The sequence below is a fragment of the Sphingobium terrigena genome (assembly GCF_003591655.1).
Lineage (GTDB): Bacteria > Pseudomonadota > Alphaproteobacteria > Sphingomonadales > Sphingomonadaceae > Sphingobium > Sphingobium terrigena.
The window spans coordinates 57,651-83,356 of the sequence record NZ_QVRA01000009.1 but is presented as its reverse complement, the minus strand read 5'-3'; the positions used below and the strand labels follow the sequence as shown (position 1 = coordinate 83,356).

General features: G+C 64.5%; 20 protein-coding genes. 1 reads left to right on the top strand and 19 read right to left on the bottom strand.

Features of this window, described 5'->3' with window-relative positions; genetic code table 11:
- Positions 1 to 19: 19 nt before the first annotated feature.
- From D0Z70_RS11765 to D0Z70_RS11750, 4 genes are all read right to left on the bottom strand, one after another.
- Positions 20 to 1,423: an aspartate aminotransferase family protein gene (locus D0Z70_RS11765; RefSeq protein WP_119746794.1), complete on the bottom strand. Its 1,404-nt coding sequence runs from the start codon at positions 1,421 to 1,423 to the stop codon at positions 20 to 22.
- Positions 1,424 to 1,546: 123 nt separating this feature from the next.
- Positions 1,547 to 2,614 (bottom strand): tartrate dehydrogenase, encoded by a 1,068-nt coding sequence (locus D0Z70_RS11760; RefSeq protein WP_119746608.1) that lies wholly within the window; start codon positions 2,612 to 2,614, stop codon positions 1,547 to 1,549.
- 93 nt (positions 2,615 to 2,707) lie between these two features.
- Complete coding sequence (locus D0Z70_RS11755) at positions 2,708 to 4,171, bottom strand: NAD-dependent succinate-semialdehyde dehydrogenase (protein ID WP_119746606.1); 1,464 nt, start codon at positions 4,169 to 4,171, stop codon at positions 2,708 to 2,710.
- Complete coding sequence (locus D0Z70_RS11750; protein ID WP_119746604.1) at positions 4,168 to 5,025, bottom strand: GNAT family N-acetyltransferase; 858 nt, start codon at positions 5,023 to 5,025, stop codon at positions 4,168 to 4,170. Before D0Z70_RS11750 ends, D0Z70_RS11755 begins: the two co-directional genes overlap by 4 nt.
- 206 nt (positions 5,026 to 5,231) lie before the next feature.
- Between D0Z70_RS11750 and D0Z70_RS11745 the strand changes: the two genes are divergently transcribed.
- Positions 5,232 to 6,704: an aldehyde dehydrogenase family protein gene (locus D0Z70_RS11745; RefSeq protein WP_239018890.1), complete on the top strand. Its 1,473-nt coding sequence runs from the start codon at positions 5,232 to 5,234 to the stop codon at positions 6,702 to 6,704.
- On the opposite strand, the gene D0Z70_RS11740 is transcribed toward D0Z70_RS11745, so the two are convergent.
- The 15 genes from D0Z70_RS11740 to D0Z70_RS11670 all read right to left on the bottom strand — a co-directional run bounded on the left by D0Z70_RS11740 (position 6,705) and on the right by D0Z70_RS11670 (position 25,703).
- A complete protein-coding gene (locus D0Z70_RS11740) occupies positions 6,705 to 9,356 on the bottom strand; it encodes a carboxypeptidase regulatory-like domain-containing protein (protein ID WP_119746600.1) in 2,652 nt (883 codons plus the stop codon). It lies immediately after the preceding gene.
- 24 nt (positions 9,357 to 9,380) lie between these two features.
- On the bottom strand, positions 9,381 to 10,199 hold the full coding sequence (locus D0Z70_RS11735) for a fimbrial biogenesis chaperone (RefSeq protein ID WP_239018889.1): 819 nt from the start codon (positions 10,197 to 10,199) through the stop codon (positions 9,381 to 9,383).
- Between the two features lie 98 nt (positions 10,200 to 10,297).
- Positions 10,298 to 10,765 (bottom strand): DUF4402 domain-containing protein, encoded by a 468-nt coding sequence (locus D0Z70_RS11730; protein WP_119746596.1) that lies wholly within the window; start codon positions 10,763 to 10,765, stop codon positions 10,298 to 10,300.
- 72 nt (positions 10,766 to 10,837) lie between these two features.
- A complete protein-coding gene (locus D0Z70_RS11725; protein WP_119746594.1) occupies positions 10,838 to 11,344 on the bottom strand; it encodes a DUF4402 domain-containing protein in 507 nt (168 codons plus the stop codon).
- A 135-nt stretch (positions 11,345 to 11,479) separates the two neighbouring features.
- Positions 11,480 to 11,908 carry a DUF4402 domain-containing protein gene (locus D0Z70_RS11720; RefSeq protein ID WP_239018888.1) on the bottom strand — a complete coding sequence of 143 codons (429 nt, stop codon included), beginning with the start codon at positions 11,906 to 11,908 and terminating at the stop codon, positions 11,480 to 11,482.
- A gap of 139 nt (positions 11,909 to 12,047) precedes the next feature.
- The gene (locus tag D0Z70_RS11715) at positions 12,048 to 12,698 is read right to left on the bottom strand and encodes a response regulator transcription factor (protein WP_119746792.1); all 651 of its coding nucleotides are present in this window, start codon (positions 12,696 to 12,698) and stop codon (positions 12,048 to 12,050) included.
- A 140-nt stretch (positions 12,699 to 12,838) separates the two neighbouring features.
- Entirely contained in the window at positions 12,839 to 16,390 is a 3,552-nt protein-coding gene (locus D0Z70_RS11710) for a CHASE domain-containing protein (RefSeq protein WP_119746590.1), read from the bottom strand.
- 83 nt (positions 16,391 to 16,473) lie between these two features.
- Complete coding sequence (locus D0Z70_RS11705; RefSeq protein WP_119746588.1) at positions 16,474 to 17,610, bottom strand: NAD(P)/FAD-dependent oxidoreductase; 1,137 nt, start codon at positions 17,608 to 17,610, stop codon at positions 16,474 to 16,476.
- Entirely contained in the window at positions 17,607 to 18,980 is a 1,374-nt protein-coding gene (locus tag D0Z70_RS11700; protein WP_119746586.1) for an FAD/NAD(P)-dependent oxidoreductase, read from the bottom strand. Before D0Z70_RS11700 ends, D0Z70_RS11705 begins: the two co-directional genes overlap by 4 nt.
- Complete coding sequence (locus D0Z70_RS11695) at positions 18,962 to 19,267, bottom strand: (2Fe-2S)-binding protein (RefSeq protein WP_119746584.1); 306 nt, start codon at positions 19,265 to 19,267, stop codon at positions 18,962 to 18,964. The genes D0Z70_RS11700 and D0Z70_RS11695 overlap by 19 nt, the downstream gene beginning before the upstream one ends.
- Positions 19,264 to 21,072: an ABC transporter ATP-binding protein gene (locus D0Z70_RS11690; protein WP_119746582.1), complete on the bottom strand. Its 1,809-nt coding sequence runs from the start codon at positions 21,070 to 21,072 to the stop codon at positions 19,264 to 19,266. Before D0Z70_RS11690 ends, D0Z70_RS11695 begins: the two co-directional genes overlap by 4 nt.
- Positions 21,069 to 21,902, bottom strand: coding sequence for an ABC transporter permease (locus D0Z70_RS11685; RefSeq protein WP_119746580.1), 834 nt, complete (start codon positions 21,900 to 21,902; stop codon positions 21,069 to 21,071). The genes D0Z70_RS11690 and D0Z70_RS11685 overlap by 4 nt, the downstream gene beginning before the upstream one ends.
- On the bottom strand, positions 21,899 to 22,879 hold the full coding sequence (locus D0Z70_RS11680; RefSeq protein WP_182913940.1) for an ABC transporter permease: 981 nt from the start codon (positions 22,877 to 22,879) through the stop codon (positions 21,899 to 21,901). Before D0Z70_RS11680 ends, D0Z70_RS11685 begins: the two co-directional genes overlap by 4 nt.
- Positions 22,879 to 24,420 (bottom strand): ABC transporter substrate-binding protein, encoded by a 1,542-nt coding sequence (locus tag D0Z70_RS11675; RefSeq protein WP_119746578.1) that lies wholly within the window; start codon positions 24,418 to 24,420, stop codon positions 22,879 to 22,881. The genes D0Z70_RS11680 and D0Z70_RS11675 overlap by 1 nt, the downstream gene beginning before the upstream one ends.
- Positions 24,420 to 25,703, bottom strand: coding sequence for an NAD(P)/FAD-dependent oxidoreductase (locus D0Z70_RS11670; RefSeq protein WP_119746576.1), 1,284 nt, complete (start codon positions 25,701 to 25,703; stop codon positions 24,420 to 24,422). Before D0Z70_RS11670 ends, D0Z70_RS11675 begins: the two co-directional genes overlap by 1 nt.
- Positions 25,704 to 25,706 lie beyond the last annotated feature (3 nt).

Here is a 25,706-nt window from a genome sequence, read left to right as displayed (position 1 = left end):
TCCTTGTTCCCCCTTATATTTATCCCAGCGCCGCTCGAATATCGGCCTGTTCGAGCAAGCCGTCGAGTGTTTTCCTGATGCGCGCGAATATCTCGTCCATCTCCGCGTCCGTCGCGCACAGCGCCGGGGCCAGGCCGATGATATTGTCGGCAAAGGCGCGGAAGATGACGCCATTGGCATAGCCATCGTTGAACAGACGGTCGGCGACTTTCAGCGCCGGGTCGAACCGCGCCTTCGTCCCCTTGTCCGCCACCAGTTCGATCGCGCCCAGCAAGCCGCGCCCGCGCGTGTCACCGACCAGCGGGTGGTCGGCAATGCCCGCAAGGCCCGCGTCGAAGCGCGCTGCGACCTTCTGCCCGTTGGCCAAAATCCCGCCCTCCGTATAGAGGCGCAGCACTTCCAGCCCCACCGCCGCGCTCACCGGATGGCCCGAATAGGTCGCGCCATGGCCGATCACGACATCGGCTGCCGCGCCATCGGCAATACCCTGATAGACTTTATCCGACATCAGCACCGCGCCCATTGGCACATAACCGGCGGTCAGCCCCTTGGCGACGGTCATCAGGTCAGGCGTCACATCCTCGGCTTCGCAGGCGAACATCGGCCCGGTGCGCCCGAACGCCGTGATGACCTCATCGGCGACCAGCAAAATGTCCAGCTCATCGCACGCTTGCCGCATCGCCTTGAGCCAGCCGACCGGCGGCACGATGACCCCGCCCGATCCCTGGATCGGTTCGCAGAAGAAGGCCGCGACATTGTCTGCGCCCAGTTCCGCAACCTTGTCCTTCAGCTGCTGCACTGACCGGGCGATGATGGCGGCGTCATCGCCCTCCAGATCGCTGCGATAGGGATAGGGCGACGCGATATGATGTTGCCAGCGCAGCGGCAGGTCGAAATTGCGATGGAAATTGGCAAGCGCCGTCAGCCCCGCGCCCGTGCTGCTCGACCCATGATAGCCCCGTTCCAGCGCGATGCATTGTTTCTTGGTCGGCTTGCCGATCGCGTTATAATAATGGGTGATGTAGCGGATCGCGCTGTCCACCGCATCGGACCCGCCCAGCGTGAAATAGACATGGTCCAGCCCCTCTGGCGACAGGGCGACCAGCCGCTCCGCCAGCCGCGCGGCAGGCTCGCAACCGAAATGGAAATAGCCGGTCGCATAGGGCAGGCGGCGCATTTGCTCCGCCGCCGCCTCGACAATGCTGTCCTGCCCGTAACCCACATTGACGCACCATAGCCCGGCAAAGGCATCCAGAACCTCGCGCCCGTCCATATCGGTCAGCCACATGCCCTTGCCGCTTTGCAGCATGGTTGCGCCACGCGCTTCATGGGCACGGAAGGATGTGACCGAATGGATCAAATGATCGCGGTCGATGTCCAGCAAGGATCGGTTGGATTGGTGCATCGTCGGGGTGCTCGCCATGGTGGTTATGGGATGCAGCCTATCCTTGTGCCGCAGCGGGAAAGTCTCAATCTGGCCGGTTGCGGGCCTGTGTCTGGCCGTATTAGCGAAACGGCGCAGCATATTATGCCGCGCCGCTTGATGTCAGGTCAAGGCGTCAGCAATCGCCTTGCCACATTGCTCGGTATTGGCTTTGCCTTTGAGGTCGCCGGTGCGCAGGCCGGGTTCTGCCAGCACGGTTTCCACCGCGCGCATGATCGCGGCGGCGGCATCCGCCTCACCCAGATGCTCCAGCATCATCGCCGCCGACCAGATTTGGCCGACCGGATTGGCAATGCCTTTCCCGGCAATGTCGGGGGCGGAACCGTGGACCGGCTCGAACAGCGATGGATGGGTGCCGTCCGGGTTGATATTGCCCGACGGCGCGACCCCGATCGTGCCGGTGCAGGCCGGGCCAAGGTCGGACAAGATATCGCCGAACAGATTGGACGCCACCACCACGTCGAACCGGTCGGGGTTCAGCACGAACTGCGCGGTCAAAATGTCGATATGATATTTGTCATGGGTGACGGTCGGGTAATTTTTGGCCATCTCCTCCACCCGCTCGTCCCACCACGGCATGGTGATGGCGATACCGTTGGACTTGGTAGCGGACGTGACATGCTTGCGGTCGCGCGTGGCGGCCAGATCGAACGCATAGCGCAGCACCCGGTCGGTGCCGTGCCGGGTCATCACTGTTTCCTGGATCACGATCTCGCGATCGGTGCCGGGGAACATCTTGCCGCCGACCGAGCTATATTCGCCTTCGGTATTTTCGCGCACCACCCAGAAATCAATGTCGCCCGGTTCGCGGCCCACCAGCGGGCAGGGGACGCCGGGCATCAGGCGCACGGGACGCAGATTGACATATTGATCATATTCGCGCCGAAACTGGAGCAGCGATCCCCACAGCGAAACATGATCCGGCACGGTATTGGGCCAGCCGACTGCGCCAAAGAAGATCGCGTCAGGCTTGCCGATCTGCGCCTTCCAGTCGTCCGGCATCATCTGGCCATGTTTGGCATAATAATCGCAGCAGGCAAAATCCTGCCACTTTTGCGCGATGGTAAAACCATAAAGGCTCGCCGCCCGCTCCAGCACGCGGATGCCTTCGGGCATGACTTCCTTGCCGATGCCGTCGCCAGGGATGACGGAGATGGTATAGTTGCGCATGATACATCCTTTACAACGGACGTGTTCCCGCGAAGGCGGGAACCCAGTTCAGAGGGAAGGGCTGGGTTCCCGCCTTCGCGGGAACACGCGGCTTTACAATTTCAGCCCGGCGATATGGAACGCCTTGGTTTCCAGATATTCCTCGATTCCCGCATGGGCACCCTCGCGGCCCAGGCCGGACATCTTTACCCCGCCAAAGGGCGCGACTTCCATGGCGATCGACCCGCTGTTGAGCGCGACCATGCCTGCCTCCAGCCGCTCCGCCACGCGGAAGGCGCGGTGCAAATTTTCGGTGTAGAAATAGCTGGCCAGGCCATAGCTGGTGGCGTTGGCCAGCTCGATCGCTTCATCCTCATGGGCAAAGCGGAACAAAGGCGCGACCGGGCCGAACGTTTCCTCCTCCGCCAGCCGCATGTCGCGCGTCGCACCGGTCAGCACCACCGGGCGGGCAAAGCGCTCACCGCTCGCCCCTTCGGGCGATTGCGCAAACAGGGTCGCGCCGTGCGACAATGCGTCGTCAATATGCGCCTTCACCTTGTCGGCGGCAGCGGCGTTGATCAGCGGACCGATCGTGCTGCCGGGCATATCGCCGGGCGCTACGGTCAGCGCCGACACGGCCTTGGCCAGCTTCTCGGCAAACTGGTCATAGACGCTGTCCTGCACCAATATGCGGTTGGCGCAGACGCAGGTTTGCCCCGCATTGCGGAATTTGCTGACCATCGTGCTGGCGACGGCCAGGTCGATATCGGCATCATCGAACACGATCAGCGGCGCATTGCCGCCCAGCTCAAAGCTGACCCGCTTGATCGTGTCGGCGCATTGCCGCATCAGCAGCGCACCCACGCGGGTCGATCCGGTGAAGGATAATTTGCGCACCACCGGGCTGGCGGTCAGCGCCCCGCCGATCGCGGTGGGCAGGCCAGTGACGACGTTAAACACGCCCGCCGGAAAACCCGCTTCCTCCGCCAGCTTCGCCATGGCCAGTGCGCTATAGGGGGTCAGTTCCGACGGCTTCACCACCACCGGGCAACCCGCAGCCAAAGCGGGCGCGCATTTGCGCGTGATCATCGCGGCGGGGAAATTCCACGGCGTGATCGCCGCCGAAACGCCGACCGGCTCCTTCATCACCAATATCCGGCGATTGGCTTCGGGTGCGGGGATGATGCCGCCCTCGATCCGTCGGGCTTCCTCGGCAAACCATTTGATGAAGCTCGCGGCATAGCGAATTTCGCCTTCGGCTTCCGCGATCGGCTTGCCCTGTTCGGCGGTCATGATCCGGCCCAGATCGGCGACGTTGGCCAACACCAGCGCGTGCCACCGCTCCAGCATGGCGGCGCGATCGCCCGCCGTCCGGGCTTTCCACGCAGGGAAAGCGGCTTCTGCCGCGTCGATCGCCGCCTGCGTATCGGCCGCGCTGCAATCGGGCACAGTGCCGATGATTGCGCCGGTCGCAGGATTGTCGACCGGCACCGTGGCGCCGGATGCCGCGCCGACCCATGCGCCGCCAATATAGGCGCGCTCGACGAAAAGGGCGGGGTTGGAAAGGGGAAGGGTCATCCGAGCGCCTGTGTCGTGAGGGAAAAGATTTTGATCGAAGGGTCTGTCTGCGGCATCGGGCCGCGCACCATGCGCATCACCCGTCCGACGCAGGGCAGGCCCAGTTCGTCGAGCCAGCTGCACAGCGCGCTTTCCTCCGGCACGTCGAGCCGACAGAATATGCCGCTATTGGAACCCAGCCAATGCGAAATCAGCGCCTTCGCGCCACCGGTGTCCGGCGCTACGGTCGGCCCGACGACATAGCCGCGCCCGAACCGGCGGAACAGCGCGAAGCCCACCGGCTCATTGTCGCGTGTCAGCACCACGCCCTGTGCGCCCGGCACCAGCGCATCAAGCAGCGCATCGCGGTTCATGCCGCTGGCCCTCCGCGCCAGTGCATGAAGCGTCGGCATATCCTTGGCCCCCAGCGGTCGCACCCGCTCGTTGGGGATGAGTTCGGCGACCGGCACCGCAAAGGCCGCGCCCTGATGCTGGAACACCGGGCCGATGCTCTCAAACCCCAGTTTGCGATAGAGCGGCGCGCCCTCATCGGTGGCGTTGAGCAGGATCGTGCGATCGCCAAGGTCGGCCATCACCGCTTCCATCAACCGGCGGCCCAGCCCCATGCCTTGGGCGGCGGGCGACACGATCACCATCCCCAGCGTCGCGGCGTTGGTCCCGTACAGCCACGCCATGGCCGTGCCGATGACCGCCCCGTCGCGCTCCGCGACATAGCCAAAACCAAGGCTGAGCAGCATGTCCCAATCCTCGATCCGGTGCGGCCATTTCTGCTCGCTGGAAAGCGCGTGCGCGGCGGTCAGATCATCCACGGTCATTGCCCGCAGGTCCACCATCGCCTCTATGCCTGTCGCCATGCGTCTTGCTCCCCGGCGGAAAAGGGTCGTCCGCCTGCCCAGATTAGGAATCACTTGGGGCAAGCTTAATGGGCGTGTCCAAGCATTGGCTGCTGCCTTCGCCCTGATTTTGGAAGATTATCGCGCAGATTTTCCCGCGCAACTGCAACAAATGCCGCGCGCGATCCATATTCTGTCATCCAGCCTGCATGAAGGAGAGCCGCGCCGTGGACATTTTCAACCCCGATCTGATCGCCTTGCCGCAGGGCAGCAATTTCATCGGCGGACGGCGCGTGGTTGGGCGCGGGCAGGCGATCCCGGTGCGGCGTCCCTCGGACGGGCGGGTCTATGCCGATCTCGACAGCGTGGATGACGCGCAACTGGCGCAAGCGGTCGAGGATGCCCAGCGCGCCTATAAGAGCAGCGACTGGGCGCAGACCGATCCACGCGGGCGGATGCGCGTGCTGCGCCGCTGGGCCGACCTCATTGAGGCGGATATGGAGGTGCTGGCGCCCTTGGAGGCGCTCGGTTCCACCCGGATGATCCACGAAATCCGCGCCTGGGACGTGACCTATACCGCCGAAACCGTCCGCTTCTTTGCCGAATGGGCGGACAAGATTGGCGGCGAAGTCGCAGCGACCACGCCCGACAAGCTGGGCCTCACCATCCACGAACCCTATGGCGTAGTCGCGGCGATCGCGCCGTGGAACCTGCCGCTGGTGATGGCCGCGTGGAAAATCGCGCCTGCCATCGCGGCGGGCAACAGCATCGTCCTCAAGCCGTCGGAAATGACTCCTTTCAGCATCGTGCGCCTGGCTGAACTGGCGATCAAGGCGGGGCTGCCCGCGGGCATCTTCAATATCGTGCAGGGTGACGGGCGCCAAGTCGGCGATCCGCTGGTGCGACGGCCTGAAGTCGCCAAGGTCACCTTCACCGGATCGACCGCCACGGGCGCGGCGATCATGACCGCCTGCGCCCAGACCGGGCCAAAGCCGGTGACGCTGGAACTGGGCGGCAAAAGCCCGCAGATCATCTTTGCCGACGCAGGGCTGGACAAGGCATCGGCCATCGTCGCGCGCGCGATCACGCTGAACGCGGGCCAGGTCTGTGTCGCCGGATCGCGCCTGCTGGTGCAGGACAAGGTCGCCGATCAGGTGATCGACCGCATCATGACGGCCTTTGCCGCGCACAAGGCGGGACCGACCTGGGCCAGCGACAGCACGCTTGGCCCGATCATTTCCGAAGGCCAGCTCGACCGGATCGATGGCATCGTCCAGCGCGCTATGGCCGATGGCGCCCAAGTTCTGACCGGCGGCACCCGCGCCACCGCGCCGCAGGATGGCAGCTATTTCCAGCCGACTTTGCTGCAAAATGCTGCGCAGCATAGCGAGGTGGTGCAGGGCGAGATTTTCGGACCCGTGCTGACCGTCCAGACCTTCGCCGACGAAGGCGAAGCCTATGCGCTGGCCAATGACAGCGCCTATGGGCTGGCCGCCGGCGTCCATACCAGCGACCTTACCCGCGCCCTGCGCGCCACCCGCGCGCTGGAGGCCGGCACGGTCTGGGTCAACCGCTATGGCCGCAGCAACGACTTCATCCTGCCCACCGGTGGCTTCAAGCAATCGGGCATCGGCAAGGATCTGGGCCGCGAAGCCTATGTCGCCAACCTCAAGACCAAGGTGGCGCTGATCGAATTTTGATCAGCGCGCGGCCAATTGCGCCGCTGCGCGCACGTCGATCACGCCCAGCCGCACCATGCTGCGTGCCTGACCCAGCTCGACGATCTGCTCGACCTGGGGGTGGCGGCGCTGCGCCACCTTCAACCGGTAGCGGCCATAACGAACCCGCTCGAAACTGAACATGCCGTCGAACTCCGTGCGGGCGCGATAGGCGCTCACCCCGTCCATCGTCAGCAATTCCATCGTCTCCCCCGCCAGCGCCCGCCCGTCCATCGCCAGCATCCCCTCGACCGAAGCGGAAGGGGATACGCCCAGCTCCACTACCTCGCGCAACCCTGCGCGGGGCGTGACCAGGATGCCCGGATTGCTCGGTACATCGAACGGATCGGACAGCGATGCTTCGTCCAGCGCGATCTTGACCGGGGTAGCGGGGCTTAGCCCGTCCAGCGCTATGTCCCGTTCCGCCTCATCGCGCAGCCGCGCGGGCAGCGGCATGTCGTTCACCAGCACGCCGACCGGATCGGCAAAGGGCGGCTCGCCCGCATCGCGTCGCCCATTGCCGTCCAGATCGTGAAAGGCCCGCACCAGCAGCCCGCCGCCGCGCGCCTGCGACGCCGAACGCACCCGCCCGAACCGCCCGTCACCCCCCGGCCCAACGCTGAACGTCAGCCCCAGCCCGATCGCCACTGCCCGGCGGCTGTCGCCCGACAGATTCAGCGTCAACGCCGCCGGGCCGAAATCGCGCGCATAGGCGGCATCGATCGCAAATTTTCGCTCGGTCGCTGCATAATTGGCGGAAATCTGCACCATGTCCGAAGCGCCCAGCGCCCGGTTGGCGGTCAGTTGCACCCCCATCAGCGCCGGATCGGGCGTCAACCGCCAATGGACTTCGCCGCGCAGCCTGATCTTGCCCGCCCGCCCGCTCACCAGCAGCCCCGCCGTCGCATTGTCGCGCGTAATGCCGTCGCTTGACCGGAAGCGGCTCCATCCGCCGACCAGGCCTGCCGCAACGCTGCGTGTTGCCACGGACAGGCGCCCATTTGCCTCTATCCCTTGCCCACTCCGCTGCCGGGTTGATCGCAGATCGAAATGCAGCGGCAATATCAGCCCCCCGGCATGAACCGGCCGGTCCAGCGCAACCCCGACCGAGGATCGCAGCGCCGGGTCCATCCGTTCGGATCGCAGCCCGCGATTATGCACCGCCTCCACCGCGATGCTGGTCTTGAACAGATCACCGACGACCGACGCCCGCATCGCCGATCCGCCGCCCCTGCGCCCGGCCCAGGATAATTCCCCCAGCATCCCGGCCATCCCGCCGCGCATATTGAGATGGGCAAAATCGGCGCTGCCGTTGGACGATGGCGCACGCACGACCGCCGCGCCGATCGACGTCCCCCGGCCCAGTCCATGGTCCACCGCCACACTGCCGCGCCATCCCGACGAGGGGGTCTGACGGCTGGAGCCAAATCGCAGCAGATCATGATTGCCCTGCACGATAGTGGTGGACCACCAGGTTTCGCCCGGCCCCGGCGATTGCGCCGCAATATTATAGACCCGTCGTTCGCGCCTTACCTGCCCCTGTGGCCCATAGCGCACGACTTCCAGCACATTCACGCCATGGCGCAGGGCGACATCGCGAAAGGCATAGCGACCTGCCGCATCGCCGGGCACAACGCGCAATAACTCCCCGTTGCGATAGAGTTCCGCGTCCCACCCCAGCGGCAACAGGCCGGTCAGCGCCACCTTGTCAAATTCGCCAATGGCATCCAGTGGCCGGTTGGTCAGGGATATGCCTCGCCCGCTGGCGGACCCGGCGACCAGCGGCACGGCAAAGCTGTCCACATCTCCGACCGCCGCCTGCGTCGCTGCCACCGGACCCAGCAATTGCCCGTCAGGATCGGCCCGATAGAGCCGCAACCGCACGCTGTCGGGCATTCCGCGCGCATCGGATGCGAGTCGCGCTTCAGCCGACGCATAGGCCAGCTCGCCCGCCGCCAGCATTTCATAGCGCGTCGTTCGTACCTGCACGCCCTTTGCGTCGCGTTGCCATCCGGCGGACAGAGACGCATCCAGCGCGGGCATACGCCATAGCCGATAGGGAAAGGCGCGCCGTTCCAGCCCTGCCGTTTGAGGTTGCGCCTTGGTCGCCAGTCGCTCCGCCGCCGCTGTTCGGCGCAACGCCGCTTCGATGGGCAGGGGCGCAGGCGATGTGATCGTCAGGATCGCGTTGGTCGTGTCGGCGTCGAACGTGACGCCCAGCCACCGGCCCAGCGCATGGGTGCCAACGCACCATCCCGATCGGCTGTCATATATGTCGCCCGCGCCCAGCCGCATATATTCCGTTCCGAACCGTGCCTCGCCGGTATCGCGGTCGATGGCGATGTGCCGCGCCTCATCAAATGCCCAGCCCTCCGCCCGGCGCTTGTCCTCGCTCGGTACCACTGCGATTTTCAGCGCGTCTATCACATCGCCCAGATCCAGGCAGATGGCATCCTCGACCGCAAAGCCGCGAATGCCGTTGCCGACCGACAGCGACCCGACCCGCGCGTCGAATAACAGCGCGTCGTCGGGAGACAGCGGCGCGGCCGCCGCCATCGCCGGACCCGCGCGCAACAGCAGCAGGACCAGCAGGCATGACAGCAGGACACGCCACAGCCGGGGCTGCGCGTTCATGGGGTCTGAACCCTTGGCTTGGTGTCAGGGCCGCGCCACGGCGGTTTCGCTCACCGCGCCGCCCGCCGCCGGATCGGTCTCCACGAACCGCACCTTGAGCGGCCCGCTCGCCCGCGCCAGAGCGGTCTTGTCGATCGGCAGCATGATGTGCCGCTGCGCCACTTCGGGATAGGCGGCGATCCCCTTGATCGTGGCGATCGGCGTCTTGCCGTCGGCCTGCATCAATTCCAGCGTGCCATAGACGGATCGGTCACCCGCGCGGATCAGGTCCACGTCCAGCTGCGCCTGCCCATCCTGCACGCTCAGCCGTGCGTTGTTCAGGCTGGCGCTGCCTTTCGGTTCGCCCACGCGCACGATGACGGGAATGGTCACGCCATAAATGGGTGTCAGGCTGATCGACATGCCATCGCCCGCAGGCACTGGCGCGGCGGCATCGGCCACGTCGGGGACGGCGCGGAACAGCAAGTGTGCGCGATATTCGCCGCCCGGCATGGTCGGTGGCACCCGCACGCCGATCCGCACCGTCTGCGATTGCTGCGGCGCGAGCGTAATCTTGCGCGGGGCGTAGGTGATCAGGTCCAGCGCGGCGGCATCCCGCTGCGAAGCAGTGGCTTCATCGACCGATTCGATCGTCCCCTGCGCGGTCATCTTCCGCAGCACCAGCGATATGCGGTATGTCGTCGCCTTGTCGCCGCTATTGTTGACCACCACTTCGCCGCCGCTATTGGCGCTCATGATCAGGCGCGTCGGCGCGACCAGCAGGTCGCCTGCGGCTGCCTGCGCCATGGTTGGCGCAAGGGCATGGATGGCGGCCATCGCCACCATCATCATTGTGCGTTTCATATTATCTACCCCATGTCAGCGGCTTCGTGTCCAGCGGGCCGCAAAGGGCAGGGATGACGAAAATTGGTTAGCAACTCGCTAACCATGCCGGGTGTGGGTCAGAAATATTCGACCATCACCTCATAGCTGCCCGTATATGCGCCTTCGGGCTGTGCCGCCGACAGGGTCAGCTTGCCGCCGACGCTAAACTGATTCTTGCGCTTGCCAGGGTCCAAGACCATCGTCGATTGCGACGCTTTGGGAAGGGCCAACAGGCTATTGCCGCGTCCATTGGTCAGACGGGCTGGGGCCAGCACTATGCCGACCATATAGTCTTTCGGCCCGGTGACATAGAATAGCCCGGCCCGCTCGCCGCCCAGGCATTGCAGCCCGGCGGTGCAGTGCGCGACGCCTGATGGCGTCAGTTCGATCGTGCCGCCAGTCGCGCTGGCTGCCACTATCCCGAAACTGATGTCGGTGGCCGCTTCGACAATCGGTGCCTGTTTGCGCGTGTCGGCATGGGCAAAGTCGCCGGGCAGGGGGGACAGGCTCAGGGCAATCACCGCCATGGCGGATATTGCACGCATCACCCCGTCCTCCCTCCGGAATCGGCACAGCATGGGTGCGGCACCTAGGTGCCGCCCCTGCCGACCATGATTTTACTGATAGGAAACCGAGACCGCATATTGGCCCGAATAGGTGCCAGCCGCCTGATTGGCGCCGACATTCAGCGTGCCAGCCACCTTGAAGCTGCCATCACCAGTGCCAGACAGGGTCATCGCCGACGTCGTCGTCGCCAGCGCTACCGCCATGCTGTTCGATCCGCCATCGGTCAGGGTGATCGACGGATTGTCGATCGCGACGGTCACGGTTTCATTCGCCGTGCCGACGACGGCAAAGGCACCCGCGGTGGTCGTGCCGAAGCAGGACAGGCCGCTGCCGCAGACGCGGCTATTGTCTTCGGCGATGGCGACAGTCGCAGCAGCGGCCGACGGCACGATCTTGCCAAAGTCCAGGTCCGACGATTTGGTGACGGTGATGGCGCGCAGGATCTTGACCGTCGCATCGCCCGTGGCGGATGCAGCATGGGCCGGTTCGATCGAGAGCGCAACGCCTGCAAACAGCATGGCAGTCAGGCCCAGGGCCTGAACGGATTTGTTGGTCATGTCATATACCCCTTGAGTTGCGTCGGCATTCCAGCTCCGACAGGGGCAGTGATAGGAAATGTCCGTCTATCTAAGGCTAATGGGCATGGTAAAACCGCCATTAACCATGTGAAGGGTCGCGGATTTCAGTATAAGTTACTGATATTCAAAGCTAATATTATATTGCCCAGCATAGCTGCCCGGCGGCGTTCCCGCCGTCACGATCATCTGGCCGCCCACGGCAAAGGGGCTCCCGGCCGGACTCGCCATCGCCACCGGCCCGGATGGCAACAATGTCACCATCAGGCGCGCTGTGTCTGGCCCGACCATGGCAACCACCGGGTCGATCGACACCGCCAGTGGCACGTCCGCGCCAGTCAGCCGGAACAATGCTGGCTTTCCATCGCCCAGGCACAGCATTGCGCCGCTACATTCGATCCCGCCATCAGGCCGCACCGTCACGATTCCGTCCTGCGCCGCAGGAAGAATGCGCCCGAAATCGAGCGATTCTTCCTGGGTCGCCGATAACGACCGGAGGATCGTCACCGCCGCGCCGCCGGAGGCGGCATTCGCTGTATGAGCCATGGCGAGGCTGGAACAAGCCATGGCTCCGGCGAACAGGGTGACCCGCATCAAGGGGTATGAAATGATGCCGCCATCCCGCATATCGCCGTTGTGCCTGCGAATTGGTATAAATACGTAAGCATAAATGCTTACCGCAACGTTAAGCCTGTTGCAGTGCCGGTGACGCGCCATTGTCCGGGTTCAGCGTCGCAAAGCCAGATGCATAGGCCAGCCGCATGACGTCGGTAAAATTGTCCGCGCCCAGCTTCAGCATCATTTTGGCGCGATGGGCCTCTGCCGTCCGTACGCTGATCGCCATCTGCTCGGCCGCGTCCTTGTTGGTCATGCCGCTGACCAGCAGCCGCAGCAGCTCGCTTTCCCGCTCGGTCAGGCCGCCGATGCGCTGCTGCGCGTCGGCGCTGGCGCTCTGATCGTCAAGCACCGTTTTCAGCTGGTCCAGCCCGGCCTTGACCGCCGCATAGAGGGTTTGGGGCTGGCACGGCTTTTCCAGATAGTCGATCGCGCCCATTTTCATCGCCTGGACCGCCTGGCGGATTTCACCCCGGCCCGACATCATGATGGTGGGAAAATGGCTGCGCTTCGTTTCCAGTTTTGCGATCGTCTCAAACCCGTCCAGGCCGGGCATATAGACATCCATCAGCAACAGCCCGCCAGCGACCGGCATGGAGTCCAGAAAATCACTGCCTGATGCAAATATCTCGACATCGACCCCCGGCACGATTTCGAGCATGTCGCGCAACGCGACGCACGTGAGTTCGTCGTCATCGACGACATAAACCTTATGTATCACGCCGACCCCAGCCCTGTTAAACATTTGTTATATACGTGCGCTAACCTAACCGCATCCCACCATCAAGCGCTCTAAGGGCTAAATCCGGCAGAACATTGTTTCACAGGGGGACTAAATCCGCCCCGTGACGGATGTTAGCGTTACAACATTCTCTCCGCCTGCGCCGTGATCGTTGCGAATCGATCGGCGGCCTGGCGAATTTGTTGCGGCCATTGCTCGTCCGACCAGCCATCCAATGCCTCGTACAGCTCGCGCAGCGCGCTGGTGGACGTCACATCCTCGAACAGGCCAGCCGTTCCAGCCAACTGGTGCATCGCGATGCGTAGCTGCGCCTTTGCCTCGCTGGTCAGGCCATCGGGCGCGGTGGCGCTAGCGAATTGTGCGGCGATATTGTCCAGGCGTTTGCGATACATGCGCGCGAGTTGGGGCGATGGTGCCGGTCCATCCGCTACCTGATGGTCGCTGCCCGCGCGAAGCCACGGCTCCAGCACGGCCTGCAAATCCCCCATCCTGACTGGTTTGGCGACATGGCCCTGCATCCCGGCCTCCAGACAGGCGGCGATATCGTCGGCATAGGCGTTCGCGCTAATCGCAATGATCGGCAGCTGATCGGCGCTGTGGCCCCGCCTTCGCAACTTGCGCGCCGCGCTCAGCCCGTCCATGCGCGGCATACGCAGGTCCATCAGTACCAGCGCATAGGGCAATCCCCGCGCATGGGCGTCGCTCACCATGGCGATCGCCTCGACACCATCGGCCGCGATCGCGACCTCATGACCCAGCCGCTCCAGCATATCCGACACCAGCAACTGGTTGATGTCATGATCCTCGACCAGCAGGATGCGGCGCGCAACGGCGGCCCTGACCTGTGCGGGGAGCACCGCGGGAGCCGCCGCCGCCGCCTCCCCCTGTGCTGCCATCAGCGGTATTTCAAGCGCGACAATCGTGCCTTCACCCAGATCGCTGCGCAGCAATATATGTCCGCCCATCAGCCGCGCCAGCTGGTCGCATATCGCCAAGCCAAGCCCCGATCCGCCATGGCGCTGCGCCGCCGCCCCATGCGCCTGCACAAACTCCTGAAAGATCGCGGTCTGCCGGTCACGGGCAATGCCGATGCCGGTATCCTCCACCTCTATGCGCAGCATATCGCCGGGCAGCTTGATCGCCCGGATGGTGATATGCCCCTCATGGGTGAACTTGATCGCATTGGCCAGCAGGTTGACGATGATCTGGCGCAGCCGCAACCGGTCGCACAATATCATCTGCGGCAATGCCGGATCGACGATGATGGACACGGGCAGCCCCTTGCGCTCGGCCAGCGCGTGAAGGGCGGCAACGCTGGCCTGCAACTTCTTCTGCAGGTTCACCGGTTCGGGTTCCAGCGCCATCTGGCCCGCCTCGATGCGTGAAAAATCCAATATGTCGTTCAGCAATTCCATCATCGACTGGCTGGATTCCAGGATCAGCTCCAGCTTGGCGCGCTGTGGATGGCGCGGCTCATCCTGTAACAGCAACTCGGTAAAGCCGATCACACCGTTCATCGGCGTGCGGATTTCATGGCTCATATTCGCCAGGAAAACGGCCTTTGCATTGGCGGCCTGTTCGGCGCGCACCAGCGCGGTTTCATTTTCCTGTTCCAGCTCCTTGCGCCGGCTGATGTCTGTACCGACCCCGATCAGGCCAATCAGCTTGCCCTGGGCATCGACCTCCGGGCCGCAGATCAGGTCGACCCAGCAAATGCCGCCATCGCTGTGGCAAAAGCGTAATTCCACCCGCCATGTCAGCCCCTGCGACATGGCGGACCGCCATTGCGTGCGGACCTTCTCACGGTCATGGGGATGGATCGCCGCCATCCACCCCACGCCCATCACTGCGTCGCGCGACAGGCCCGTGGTTTTCAGCCAGGCGTCATTGGCGAAATTGCAGAAACCCAGATCATCAGTGCGGAAAATCCCGGCAGGCGACAGGCTGGCGAGCGCAGAAAAATGCCGTTCGCTTTCTTCCAGCGCGCCGACCGCGCGCTGGAGGCCCGCTTCGCGCTCCATCAATTCGCTGGTCTTGATCGCCACCTGCCGCAGCGCATAGGCCTCGCGCCGGATGTAGGACAGCGCCAATATGCCGAATATCCAGCTGATCGCCAGTCCGCTGACGAGCACGAGCCAACCCTCGCTGGTCGATACGCTCCCCTCAAACTGGGGCGTGCTGGTCCAGCGGACCGTCCATCTTTGCTCCATCAGCAACAGCGTGCGGGTGACGCTATAACGCGGCTCATGATCGTCTTTGGCGGCGCTGGCATAGATGGTGTCGGCATTGTCCGTCGCCGGACCATCGAAAATATGGATGTCCAGTGACCGGCCCTGACTTTGCGTCAATCCTTCCATCAGCCGGCTGGCGATGAACGGCGCATAGATCCACGCGATCAGTCCCTTACGCCGCTGGTCAACGGTCGCATGGGGCAGACCGGGCCGATAGAGCGGTCGCAGCAGCAGGAAGCCGGGGCGTTTTTGGGCATCCTGTACCAATATGATCCGCCGGGTAATCGTTGCCTTGCCGGTATCGCGCGCGTGCAGCGCGGCGGATCGCCGCCGGGCATCGGCCAATATATCCAGTCCCATCGCGGCGCGGTTGGCCGCGATCGGCTCGATCTGCGCGATCACGCCGCGCAGCGCAGCCCCGCTGTCGGGATGGATGCGATAGCCGGGGAAGCGCCGGGTCTGATTGCGCAGGAACCCAGGCAACTGCGCTTCCCCAAGTGGACGGATATAGCCGATACCGTTCAGGCCGGGCAGCGACGTGGTCATGTCCAGTGTCGCCACATAGGTGCGCCAGTCTTCAGGGATGATGGCGTCCGACGCTGCGAAAAGTGCAGCCGCGCCATCCAGACTGCGGGCATAGGCTTCAAGCCGGTACTGCAACGCCCGCTCATTCTCCCGCGCCAGCACAGCAAAGCTGGCCTGATTGCGGTCATGGACAAATTCGGATGTGAGCTTCCACGCGGTCAATGTGCCGCCGATCATGACCATCATGACGGCGCTCATCGTGGCGGTATAATGTGCGATCGGCTCGCCGCGCCACAATATCCGCCACCCCTTCCAGGGACTGAGCAAGATGACCGGGGTTACGACCAGAACCCCCAGCAGGTCGCCCGCCCACCATGTCGCCCAGCTTTCGCCAATCGCGGCGGCTGGGATGGTGTGATTGAGGTATAGCGTAGCGACGCCCACGCTTGGCGCAACCATGCAGGCGAGTGGGCAGATGAGCAGCGCCATCACTGCAATATCGCACACCGATGTCAGCCGGATCGGCGTCCCGAACCGCGCCCGCACGATGCTGCCGGCAACCAGCGCCTGCAAAGTCGATCCGATCGCGATACACAGCGCGTTGGACAGGATCAGCGGCAGGCCGGCAGCCTCCAGTCGCATCATGCCGATCGCGGCATTGACGATGAACGCACCGACCGCGACGCCCGGCCAAAGCGTGCGCCCGAAAATCAGGATGGCGGACACGGCAATGCCCGATGCTGGCCAGATCAACGTCGCATAGCCGGGCGGGATCGCCATTTTCAGGCCCAGCCACCCGACGATGCAATAGACCAGCGCCAGCCCGGCATTCAGCATCACCGCGCGCGGCGCAAAACGTCCCCCGCGCAGCGTCCCGTCACCCCCGGCCGAAGCCCGGCTGCCTTGTTGCTCCATCTTGCCCCCCGGCACAGACGGGGCGGCGTGGTTCCGGCCCGTCTGGACTCCCGCTTATAGGGGATGGCGCGCAATCGGCAATGTCAGGTCGGCGTGGCGAAGCGTTCGATGCGATAGGGTTCGATCGGAATGTCGGTCGCCCCCTTGGCGATGATCTCCGCCATCGTTTCGCCCACGCCCGGCCCGATCTGAAATCCCGACCCGGAAAAGCCGAACGCATAATAAAGCCCGCTGGTCGTCGCGCTCGGTCCCATCACCGGCTGGCTGTCGGGCATATAGCCTTCGATCCCGGACCAGACGCGGATGATGTTCAGCTTGCCCAGCGACGGGGCGAGCCGCCTGATCTGCTTCAATTGGCTCAGCGTGTTCTGGGGCTCGACATAGGCGCGATACTGGTCGGGGAAGGACGGTCCGCGCGTGCTGCCGCCCAGCACGATATTGCCGCGCGCGACCTGCCGGAAATAGACCGTCTCCTCCTCGATCGGGGTCATCACTCCGACCGCTGGCAGGATGCCGTAGGGGACTGGCTCGGTCACGCTCATATTCGGGCCTTTGGGCGTGATCGGCACCGGCTCGCCAAATTGCGACGACAGCGCATTGCCCCACGCCCCCGCCGTCACCAGCAGGATGGGCGCGCGGAACGTCCGCCCGTCGGCGGCGGTAACGATGAAATCCTCACCGACCTTCTGCGCGTCCACAATCTTCGTATTTTCATGGATCGCCGCGCCCAGCCGCGCCGCCGCCCGCGCAAAGGCAGGCGCGGCCAGCCGCGGATTGGCATGACCGTCGGTGGCCGAATAGGAACCGGCCAACACGTCCGGCCCGAAGAAGGGGAATTTGTCGCGCAGCGCATTGCCGCTCAGCAATTCCAGCTCCAGCCCCTCCTCGCGCGCCTTGGCGGCATAGTCCTCCATCGATCCCACCAGTTCGGGCCGCTCGCGATAACAGACGCGGATATGGCCGGACTGGAGATATTCGACATCTGCCCCCAACAGTTCGCGCGATTGCCGCCAGATCGCGATGGCGCGATTGGCCAAAGGCAATTGGTGGATGGGTCGCCCCTGCCGCCGGACATTGCCGAAATTGGTGCCGCTCGCCTGTCGCCCGATCAGGTCGGTTTCCAGCAGGGTGACCGACAGGCCATGGCCGCGCAGGAACAGGGCTGCCGATGATCCCATCAGCCCACCGCCCACGATGATGACGTCGCTGGCCGCGCTCATTGATCATCCCCAATCGCAATGGTCAGCGGCTTGACCGGCGCCTGGCCGCGCAACCGCCCGACCTGCTCGACCGGAATGTCCGCTTCCGCTGCGATCAGCTCCGCTGCCGCAAGCCCGCAATAGCGCCCCTGGCAGCGTCCCATGCCGACCCGACTGAAAGCCTTGGCTCGGTTCGCTTCCTTCGCGCCCGTCTCACGCATGACGCCACGCAAGTCGCCCGCCGTCACCCCCTCGCACCGGCACAGGATGGTGTCGTCCGGCAATTGCGATGCTTGTTCTGAAGGCCACGGAAAAGCCTTCGCCAGTCCCCGCGCAAATTTCGCATAGGTGCCCACATCGCCGCGCAGCGACGTCATCTCGCCCTTGTCGACGGGCAGCCCCAGATCACCCAGTGCTGCGAGCGCCGCCAGCCGCCCGCTGGCTTCCGCCGACCGCGCGCCCAATATCTTCGCGCCATCGCCCGCCAGATAGACGCCCGCCACGCTCGACCGCCCATCGCCGTCCCGCTCCGGCAGCCATTGCCGGGTGCCGGGATCAAAGGCGAAGGCACAGCGCGCCAGATCGGCCAGCTGCGTTTCAGGCCGTAAATGATGGCCCATCGCCACTGCATCGCAGGCGATCTCCTGTTCGACACCCGCCCGCGTGCGAAAGCGGACGCCACTCACGCCTCTGTCAGCATCACCTTTTATTTCCAATGGCTTGATGCCATTATGCACTGCCACGCCCGCGCGCTTCAGCTTTATCGTCAGCGCCACGCCGTTCCAAAGCACCGATGGCACCGCCAGCAGATCGGGCAACGCCTTGATCCGCGCGCTATAGGGTGCGGTATCCAGCACCGCGACGACATTGGCCCCCGCCTCGACATATTGGCTGGCGACCAGATAGAGCAACGGCCCCGATCCCATGAACACGACCTTGTGTCCAATCGACACCGCTTGGCTCTTGAGCGCCACCTGCGACCCGCCCAGGCTATAGCTGCCCGCAAACTGCCAACCCTTGACCGGCATCAACCGATCAGTCGCCCCGGTGCAGAGCAACAGCGCATCGAACGGCAGCGTGTCCGCATATGTCTGGCTCGCTGTCCAGACTTGTCCACCCGATATGTTCCACACCAATGTTTCAGGCCGATAATCGACCGCGCCCTTCAGCGTGTCGAACGTCTCATGCAATGCCTGCGCCCGCCCGGCTTCGCTGCCGTAGAGCTTGGCATAGGGCCGGGTGAAATTGTCGGGCTGACGACGGTAAATCTGCCCGCCATCGCGCCGCCCTTCGTCCAGAACGATCGGGCGAACCCCCGCCTGCACACAGGCTTCCGCCGCGCGCGTCCCCGCTGGTCCGGCCCCGACGATGATTATGCGTGGTTCGGCCATGATGCCTCCGGCTGGCTGGTCAGGATGCGCTGACCTGTTGCGGCCACTGTCGAACAGGCCCGCAGGCGGTCGCCACTTTCGGTCCACACCCAGCAATCCTGGCAGGCGCCCATCAGACAGAAACCCGCGCGCTTCTCCGGCCCGAATTCCGACTGGCGCAATACGCCGCCCTGGCTCAGCAGCGCGACCATCAACGTGTCACCCTCCAGTGCCTCGACGGGCGCACCATCGACATGCACCGTGACGGCGGGACGATCGGTTTCGCCCAGACGAACGAAGCGGTTCATAAGGGACACAAGCTTTCATCTCCATGATGGCACAATATCTGGCTGCCCTTGGTGAGCGGGCGGCGGGGCGGGGGGGTGGTGTTGCACAGCCCATCCACCCGCGCGGCGCAACGCGGCAGGAAACGGCACAGGTCGGGATGATCGCTTATCTCCCCAATCGGCGGCGGCGCGGCCCCGGCATGGCTTTCCTCCAGCCACCCCGCGCGCATTTCCGGCACGGACCCGATCAGCAGGTCGGTGTAAGGATGGAAGGGCGCAACCCCGAAAGCGGTGCGCGGCCCCGTCTCCACCATCGTGCCGGAATAAAGGACCAGGATGTCGTCGCAAATCGCCCGCACCGTCGAAATGTCATGGCTGATGAACATGGTCGTGATACCCAATTCCCGGCGCAACTCCGCCATCAGCTCCAATATCGCCGCGCCCACCACTGTATCCAGTGCCGACGTCACCTCGTCGCACAGGATCAACTGCGGATCGGCGGCCAGCGCCCGCGCCAGATTGATCCGCTGCTTCTGTCCACCCGACAGGCCGCCGATCGGTCGGTCGATCAGCGTTGCGGGCAGGCGAATGAGGTCCAGCAGCTCCAGCACCCGCATCCGCGCGGCATTGCCTTTCAGGCCATGATAAAAGGCCAAAGGTCGCGCCAATATCCGCCCGACGCTATGCGCGGGATTAAGCGCCGTGTCGGCATTCTGGAATACCAGTTGGACCCGGCGAAACTGGTCGCGGCTGCGCCCCTGCAAGCCCGGCGGCAGAGCCTCGCCGTCCAGCAGCACTTGCCCGCTGGCGGGGGGCAGCAGTCCGGCGATGACCCGCGCGATGGTGGACTTGCCCGACCCGCTTTCGCCGATCACGCCCAACGTCGCGCCCCGCTCGATCGTCAGGTTGATGTCGCGCAACACCGGAATGCGCGGACGGCCATCCTTGCCGATCTTCCCATAGCCCGCCGTCATGCCCCGGATTTCCAGCAGCGGCGCAGCGGGCAGGGCGATTTTTTCGGGCGCTGGGCGGATCGCGGGCCGCGCCGCCGCCATCAGCGTTTTGGTATAGTCGTCGGCAGGCGCATGGAGAATCTGCGCCGCCGCCCCGGCCTCGCGGATGCGCCCCTGGCTCAGCACCACAATCTGGTCCGCCATCTGGGCGACGACCGCCAGATCATGCGACACATAGATGGCCGTCGCGCCGCGTTCCAGCACCACCGCCTTGAACGCGCGCAGCACCTCGATCTGTGTCGTCACGTCCAGCGCCGTGGTCGGCTCGTCCAATATCACCAGTTCGGGGTCGGTGATCAGCGCCATCGCCGCCATCAGCCGCTGCAATTGACCGCCCGACAATTGGTGCGGGTAGCGCGCGCCAATGGTGTCGGGAAAGGGCAAAGCGAGCGCGCGGAACAGCTCGACGGCCTTGGCCTCCGCCTGCGCGCGCGGCATCAGGTCATGGATCAGCGCGGGTTCGATCACCTGATCCATGATCGTGCGCGACGGGTTGAAGGCGGATGCCGCGCTTTGCGCAATATAGGCGATGCGGTTGCCGCGCAGCTGCGCCAGCGCAGCCCGGTCCAGCCTGGTCAGGTCATGCTCGCCCACGCGGATCGATCCGCCTGCAATCGTCGCGCCGGGCCGGGCATGGCCCAGCAGGGTGAGCGCGATCGTCGTCTTGCCCGACCCGCTCTCGCCGATCAGCGCCAGCACTTCGCCGCGCTTCAAAGCAAAATCAATGCCGCTGACGATCGGAAAAACCTCGCCCGCCGCATTGCGCGCGGTGACGGTCAGGCCTTTTACTTCTACATGGAGCGCCTCGCTCATCGGCCTTTCCCCTTGCCCGAAAAGCCGATCGCGTCGATCAACAGGTTCACCCCCACCGTCAGCGTCGCAATCGCCACGGCAGGTGCCAATATCGCTAGCGCGCCTTCGCCCAGCCCCGAAATATTCTCGCGCACCAGCGACCCCAGATCCGCGTCCGGTGGCTGGACGCCAAGGCCGAGGAACGACAGGCCCGACAGCAGCAGCACGATGAACACGAAGCGCAAGCCAAAATCGGCCAGCAGCGGGTGGATCATATTGGGCAAAATTTCCGCAATCGCGATGTGAAACCGCCCTTCGCCCCGCGCTCGCGCCACTTGCACATAATCCATCTGTGCCAGATTGACCGCCAATGCCCGCGCGATCCGGTAATTGCCCGGCACATAGGTGAAGGCCGCGATCAGCAGCAGCAGCCCCAGCGACGACCCGAACGCTGCGACCAGCACTAGCGAGAATATCTTGGACGGGATCGAAATCAGCATATCCATGAAGCGGGACAGGGGTTCATCGACCTTCGCCCCGCCTACCGCCGCCGTCAGCGCCAGCGCCGTGCCGGTAGTGCTGGCCAGCAACGCCGCCGCCGCGGCCAGCCCCACTGTATAGCGCGCGCCTGACAGCAACCGGCTCAGCACATCGCGGCCCAGATAGTCACTGCCCAGCCAGTGCTTGGCCGACTGGCCGTCGAACACGTCATAGGCCACGAACGCGCCGACGGGATAGGGGGCCAGCATCGGCCCGAACACAGCGACAGCCAGCCAGAAAATGACCAGTGCCAGTCCCACCTTGCCCGACACCGGCAGGGCTTTGGCCCGTTGAAAAGCTGAAGCCATCATTGCGCCCGCAGCCTGGGGTTGGCCAGGATCGCGGTTACATCCGCGATCAGCATCAGGATGAGATAGGCGGCGCAGAAGATCATCGCGCACGCCTGCAACAGCGGCATGTCGCGGCTGGTGACGGCATTGACCATCAGGCTGGCAAGCCCCGGATAGTTAAAGATGGTTTCCACGATCACCGCCCCGCCCAGCAGGTAGGACAGGCTGAGCGCCATGGCGTTGACGATCGGTGCGATCGCATTGGGCATGATGTGCCGTAGCACGATCCTGACCGGCGCAACGCCTTTCAGCACCGCCATTTCGACATAGGGCCGGTCCATCTGGTCGATCACCGCCGCCCGCGTCATTCGCGCCATTTGCGCGATGACGATGACGCTCAGCGTCAGGATCGGCATGGCGACCCCGCGCAGATAATCGCCCCATCCCATATCGCTTGATGCCATGGCGATCGACGGCAGCCAGCGCAGCTTCACCGAAAAGATCAACACCGCGATCGTCGCCACCAAAAACTCCGGCACCGCGACCATCGACAGCGTGACGATATTGAGCGCCCGGTCGATCCGCCCGCCCCGATTCATCGCAGAGCCAATGCCGATCGCCAGCGCCACCGGCACCGCCACCAGTGCGCTCAGTGCGGCCAGCAACAGGCTGTTGGGCAGCCGCTCGGCAATCACTTCGGACACCGGCATATTGGCGACCAGAGACTGGCCCGGATCGCCGCTCACCATGCCCGCCAGCCAGCTGACGTAACGGACATGGGCCGGGCGATCGAGGCCCATTTCATGGCGCAGCGCGGCGACCTGTTCCGGCGTGGCGCTCTGCCCCAGCGCTTCCTGCGCCGCGTCGCCGGGCAGCAATTGCGCGATCACGAAAATCGTCATCGACACCAGCAGCAGCGTCAGCAGTGATGACGCGAACCGCTTGCCGATCAAGGTCAGTGCGGCGCTCATGCCGCTCCGGGTGGATGCGCCCGCCATCAGCCTTCCCACCACACATGTTCGGCAAATTGATAGCCCATCAACCCACCCAGCGACACAGGATATAGCCCCTTCAACCGCCGGTCATATCCGTCGATCAGGCTGATAAAGACCGGGATACCGACGCCGCAATGGCTGCGCACCAGCCCCTGCATTTCGCCATAGAGCTGCTTGCGCCGCGCCTGATCCGCCTCGCCCCGCGCCTCCAGCAACAGCCGGTCGAAGCGCGGATTCTTCCATCCGCTCTCGTTCCAGGCGGCGTCGGACTTGTAGAACAGGCTGAACAGCAGGTCGGCGGTCGGGCGCGGGTTGGTGTTGCCGAAGCCCAGTGGATGCTTCATCCAGTGGGTCGACCAATAGCCATCGCCCGGCACGCGGTTGACTGCCAGCTTCAACCCCACGCGCGACCCATATTCCTGCAAGATCGACGCCATGTCGACCGATCCGTCAGCGGCGGGCGACGCATAGACCGGCAGCCGCACGCCCGTCAGGCCCGCCCGCTGCAAATGCCACTTCGCCTTGTCCAGATCCAGGCTCGTCTGGGGCAAGTCGGCGCGATAATAAGGGTGGAAGGGCGGGATCGGATGATCATTGCCGATCGTCGCATAGCCGCGATAGAGCGCCCGCTTGATCAGCGGCCGGTCGAGCAGATATTTCATCGCCGCGACAAAATGCGGGTTGCCGGTCGGTAACTGGTCCTGCCGCATGATGAGGTTGGTGTAGAGGCCCGACTGGGTTTCCAGCAGCCCATGGCCACGCGACGCCATGATCCGCTTGGTCGATCGCGGGTTGACCGCAATCACGAGCTGGACGTCACCCGACAATAGCGCATTGACCCGGCTGACCTCGTCGGGAATCCCGATCAGCTCAATCTCGTCCAGATAGGGTTTGCCCGGCTTCCAGAAATTGGGATTGCGCCGCGCCAGCGTTCGCACGCCGGGCCGGAACTGCGCACATAGATAGGGACCGGTGCCATTGGCGGTGCGGAAATCGCGTGTGCCTGCGCGGAGGATCAGGAAATGGGATTGCGCCAATATGGTCGGCAGATCGGCATTGGGTCCGGTCAGGCGGATGGTCAGATCATGCCGCCCCGTCGCCTTCACTTGCGCAAATTGCTCGGCGATCTGCGCCATCTTGGACCCGGTGGCTGCATCCTTGTGCCGCAGCAGCGACCAGACGACATCGGCAGAGGTCAGCTCCGCGCCGTTATGGAAGGTCACACCCCGGCGCAACCGTATATGCCAGTTGATCTGGTCCGCGCTCTCCATCCGCTCCGCCAGCGCAGGACGGGGGACGAGATTGCGGTCGAGCTGGGTCAGCCCGCTGTAAAACATATAATGGCGCACATAGTCGGTCGACAGCGCACCCTTGGCCGGATCGAGCGTGTCGGCGGTCGAGCTGGACAGGCTGGCGACACGAATGCGCCCGCCGACACGCGGCTTGCTCGCCGCGCGCGCGCCGTCAGGCAACAACAGCCCCGCGCCTAGCCCCAGCCCGGCACCTATCAGATCGCGACGCGAAAAAGGCGGCTGACCGTCCATCAATGGATCACATCCTGCCATTTATACCATAGCCCTACCAGCGGCAGGAACCATGGCTTGCCGAAATGGCCCGGCACGCTGGGCCAGTCGAGATTGGCCCAGGGATTGGCCGCCGGCTCACCGCTCATCACGCGCGCCATCTGTTGCCCCATATGGGTCGCCATCTGCACGCCATGGCCGCTATAGCCCATGGAATAATAAAGCCCGTCCGTCTCGCCCGCGCGCGGCAGGCGGTCGGCGGTCAGGTCTACCATCCCGCCCCAAACATGATCGACGCCCACACCCTTCAACGCCGGGAAAATTGCACCCAGCGTGTCTTCAAGGATGCGCCCGCTCTTCATGTCGGACCGGGGATCGCTGATCGCAAAGCGCGCCCGCCCGCCGAAGATCAGGCGGTTGTCGGGGGCCAGGCGGAAATAATTGCCGATATTCTTGCTGGTCACATAATTGCGCCGCCCCGGCAGCAACCGATCGATCAGCCCGTCGTCCAGCCGCTCGGTGGCGATCACGAAACTGCCGACCGACACGATCCGGCGACGGAAGAAACCGAAAGGCGCAGCGGCAGGTGCCCCGCCGGTGGCGACCAGCACCTGCTTGGCATCGACAGTCCCGCGCGACGATGTAACCCGCCACCCCGATGGCAACCGGTCAAGCCCCGTCACCTCGGCCCCCTCGTAAATCCGCGCCCCGGCCCGCGCCGCCGCTTCGGCCAACCCCACCCCGAACCGGGCGGGATGGATCTGCGCGCTCGTCGTCTGGATCAGCGCGCCATGAAAGGCGTCGGACCCCACTTCCTCACGGATACGCTCTGGCGGCACCAGCCGGACATTCTCGTCCACCTCGGCGGCCAGCAAATCATGCGCGCGCACCAGCTTGTCATAATGGGCCGGCTTGGCCGCCAGCTTCACCCGGCCGCAGCGCGTGAAATTGCAGTCAATGCCTTCCTCCCGCGCCAGCCGCTCGACCGTATCGACCGCATCGCAATGCGCCCGATACCAGGCTTTGGCGACCTGCTTGCCAAACTTGGCCGACAATGCGCCATAGTCATGCGCGGTGCCATTATTGCACTGGCCGCCATTGCGCCCGGACGCCTCGCCCACGACCTGGCCAGCCTCCAGCAGCACGACGCTCGCGCCGCGCTTCGCCAGCGCCAGCGTCGCCGACAGACCGGTAAAGCCGCCGCCGATAATGGCGACATCAGCCGACCCGTCGACCCCGCCCTCCGCCCCGCCCATGAAGGGCGGCGCGCTGGTGAGCCAGTAGGAGAGGGGGGAGGCGCTCATTGG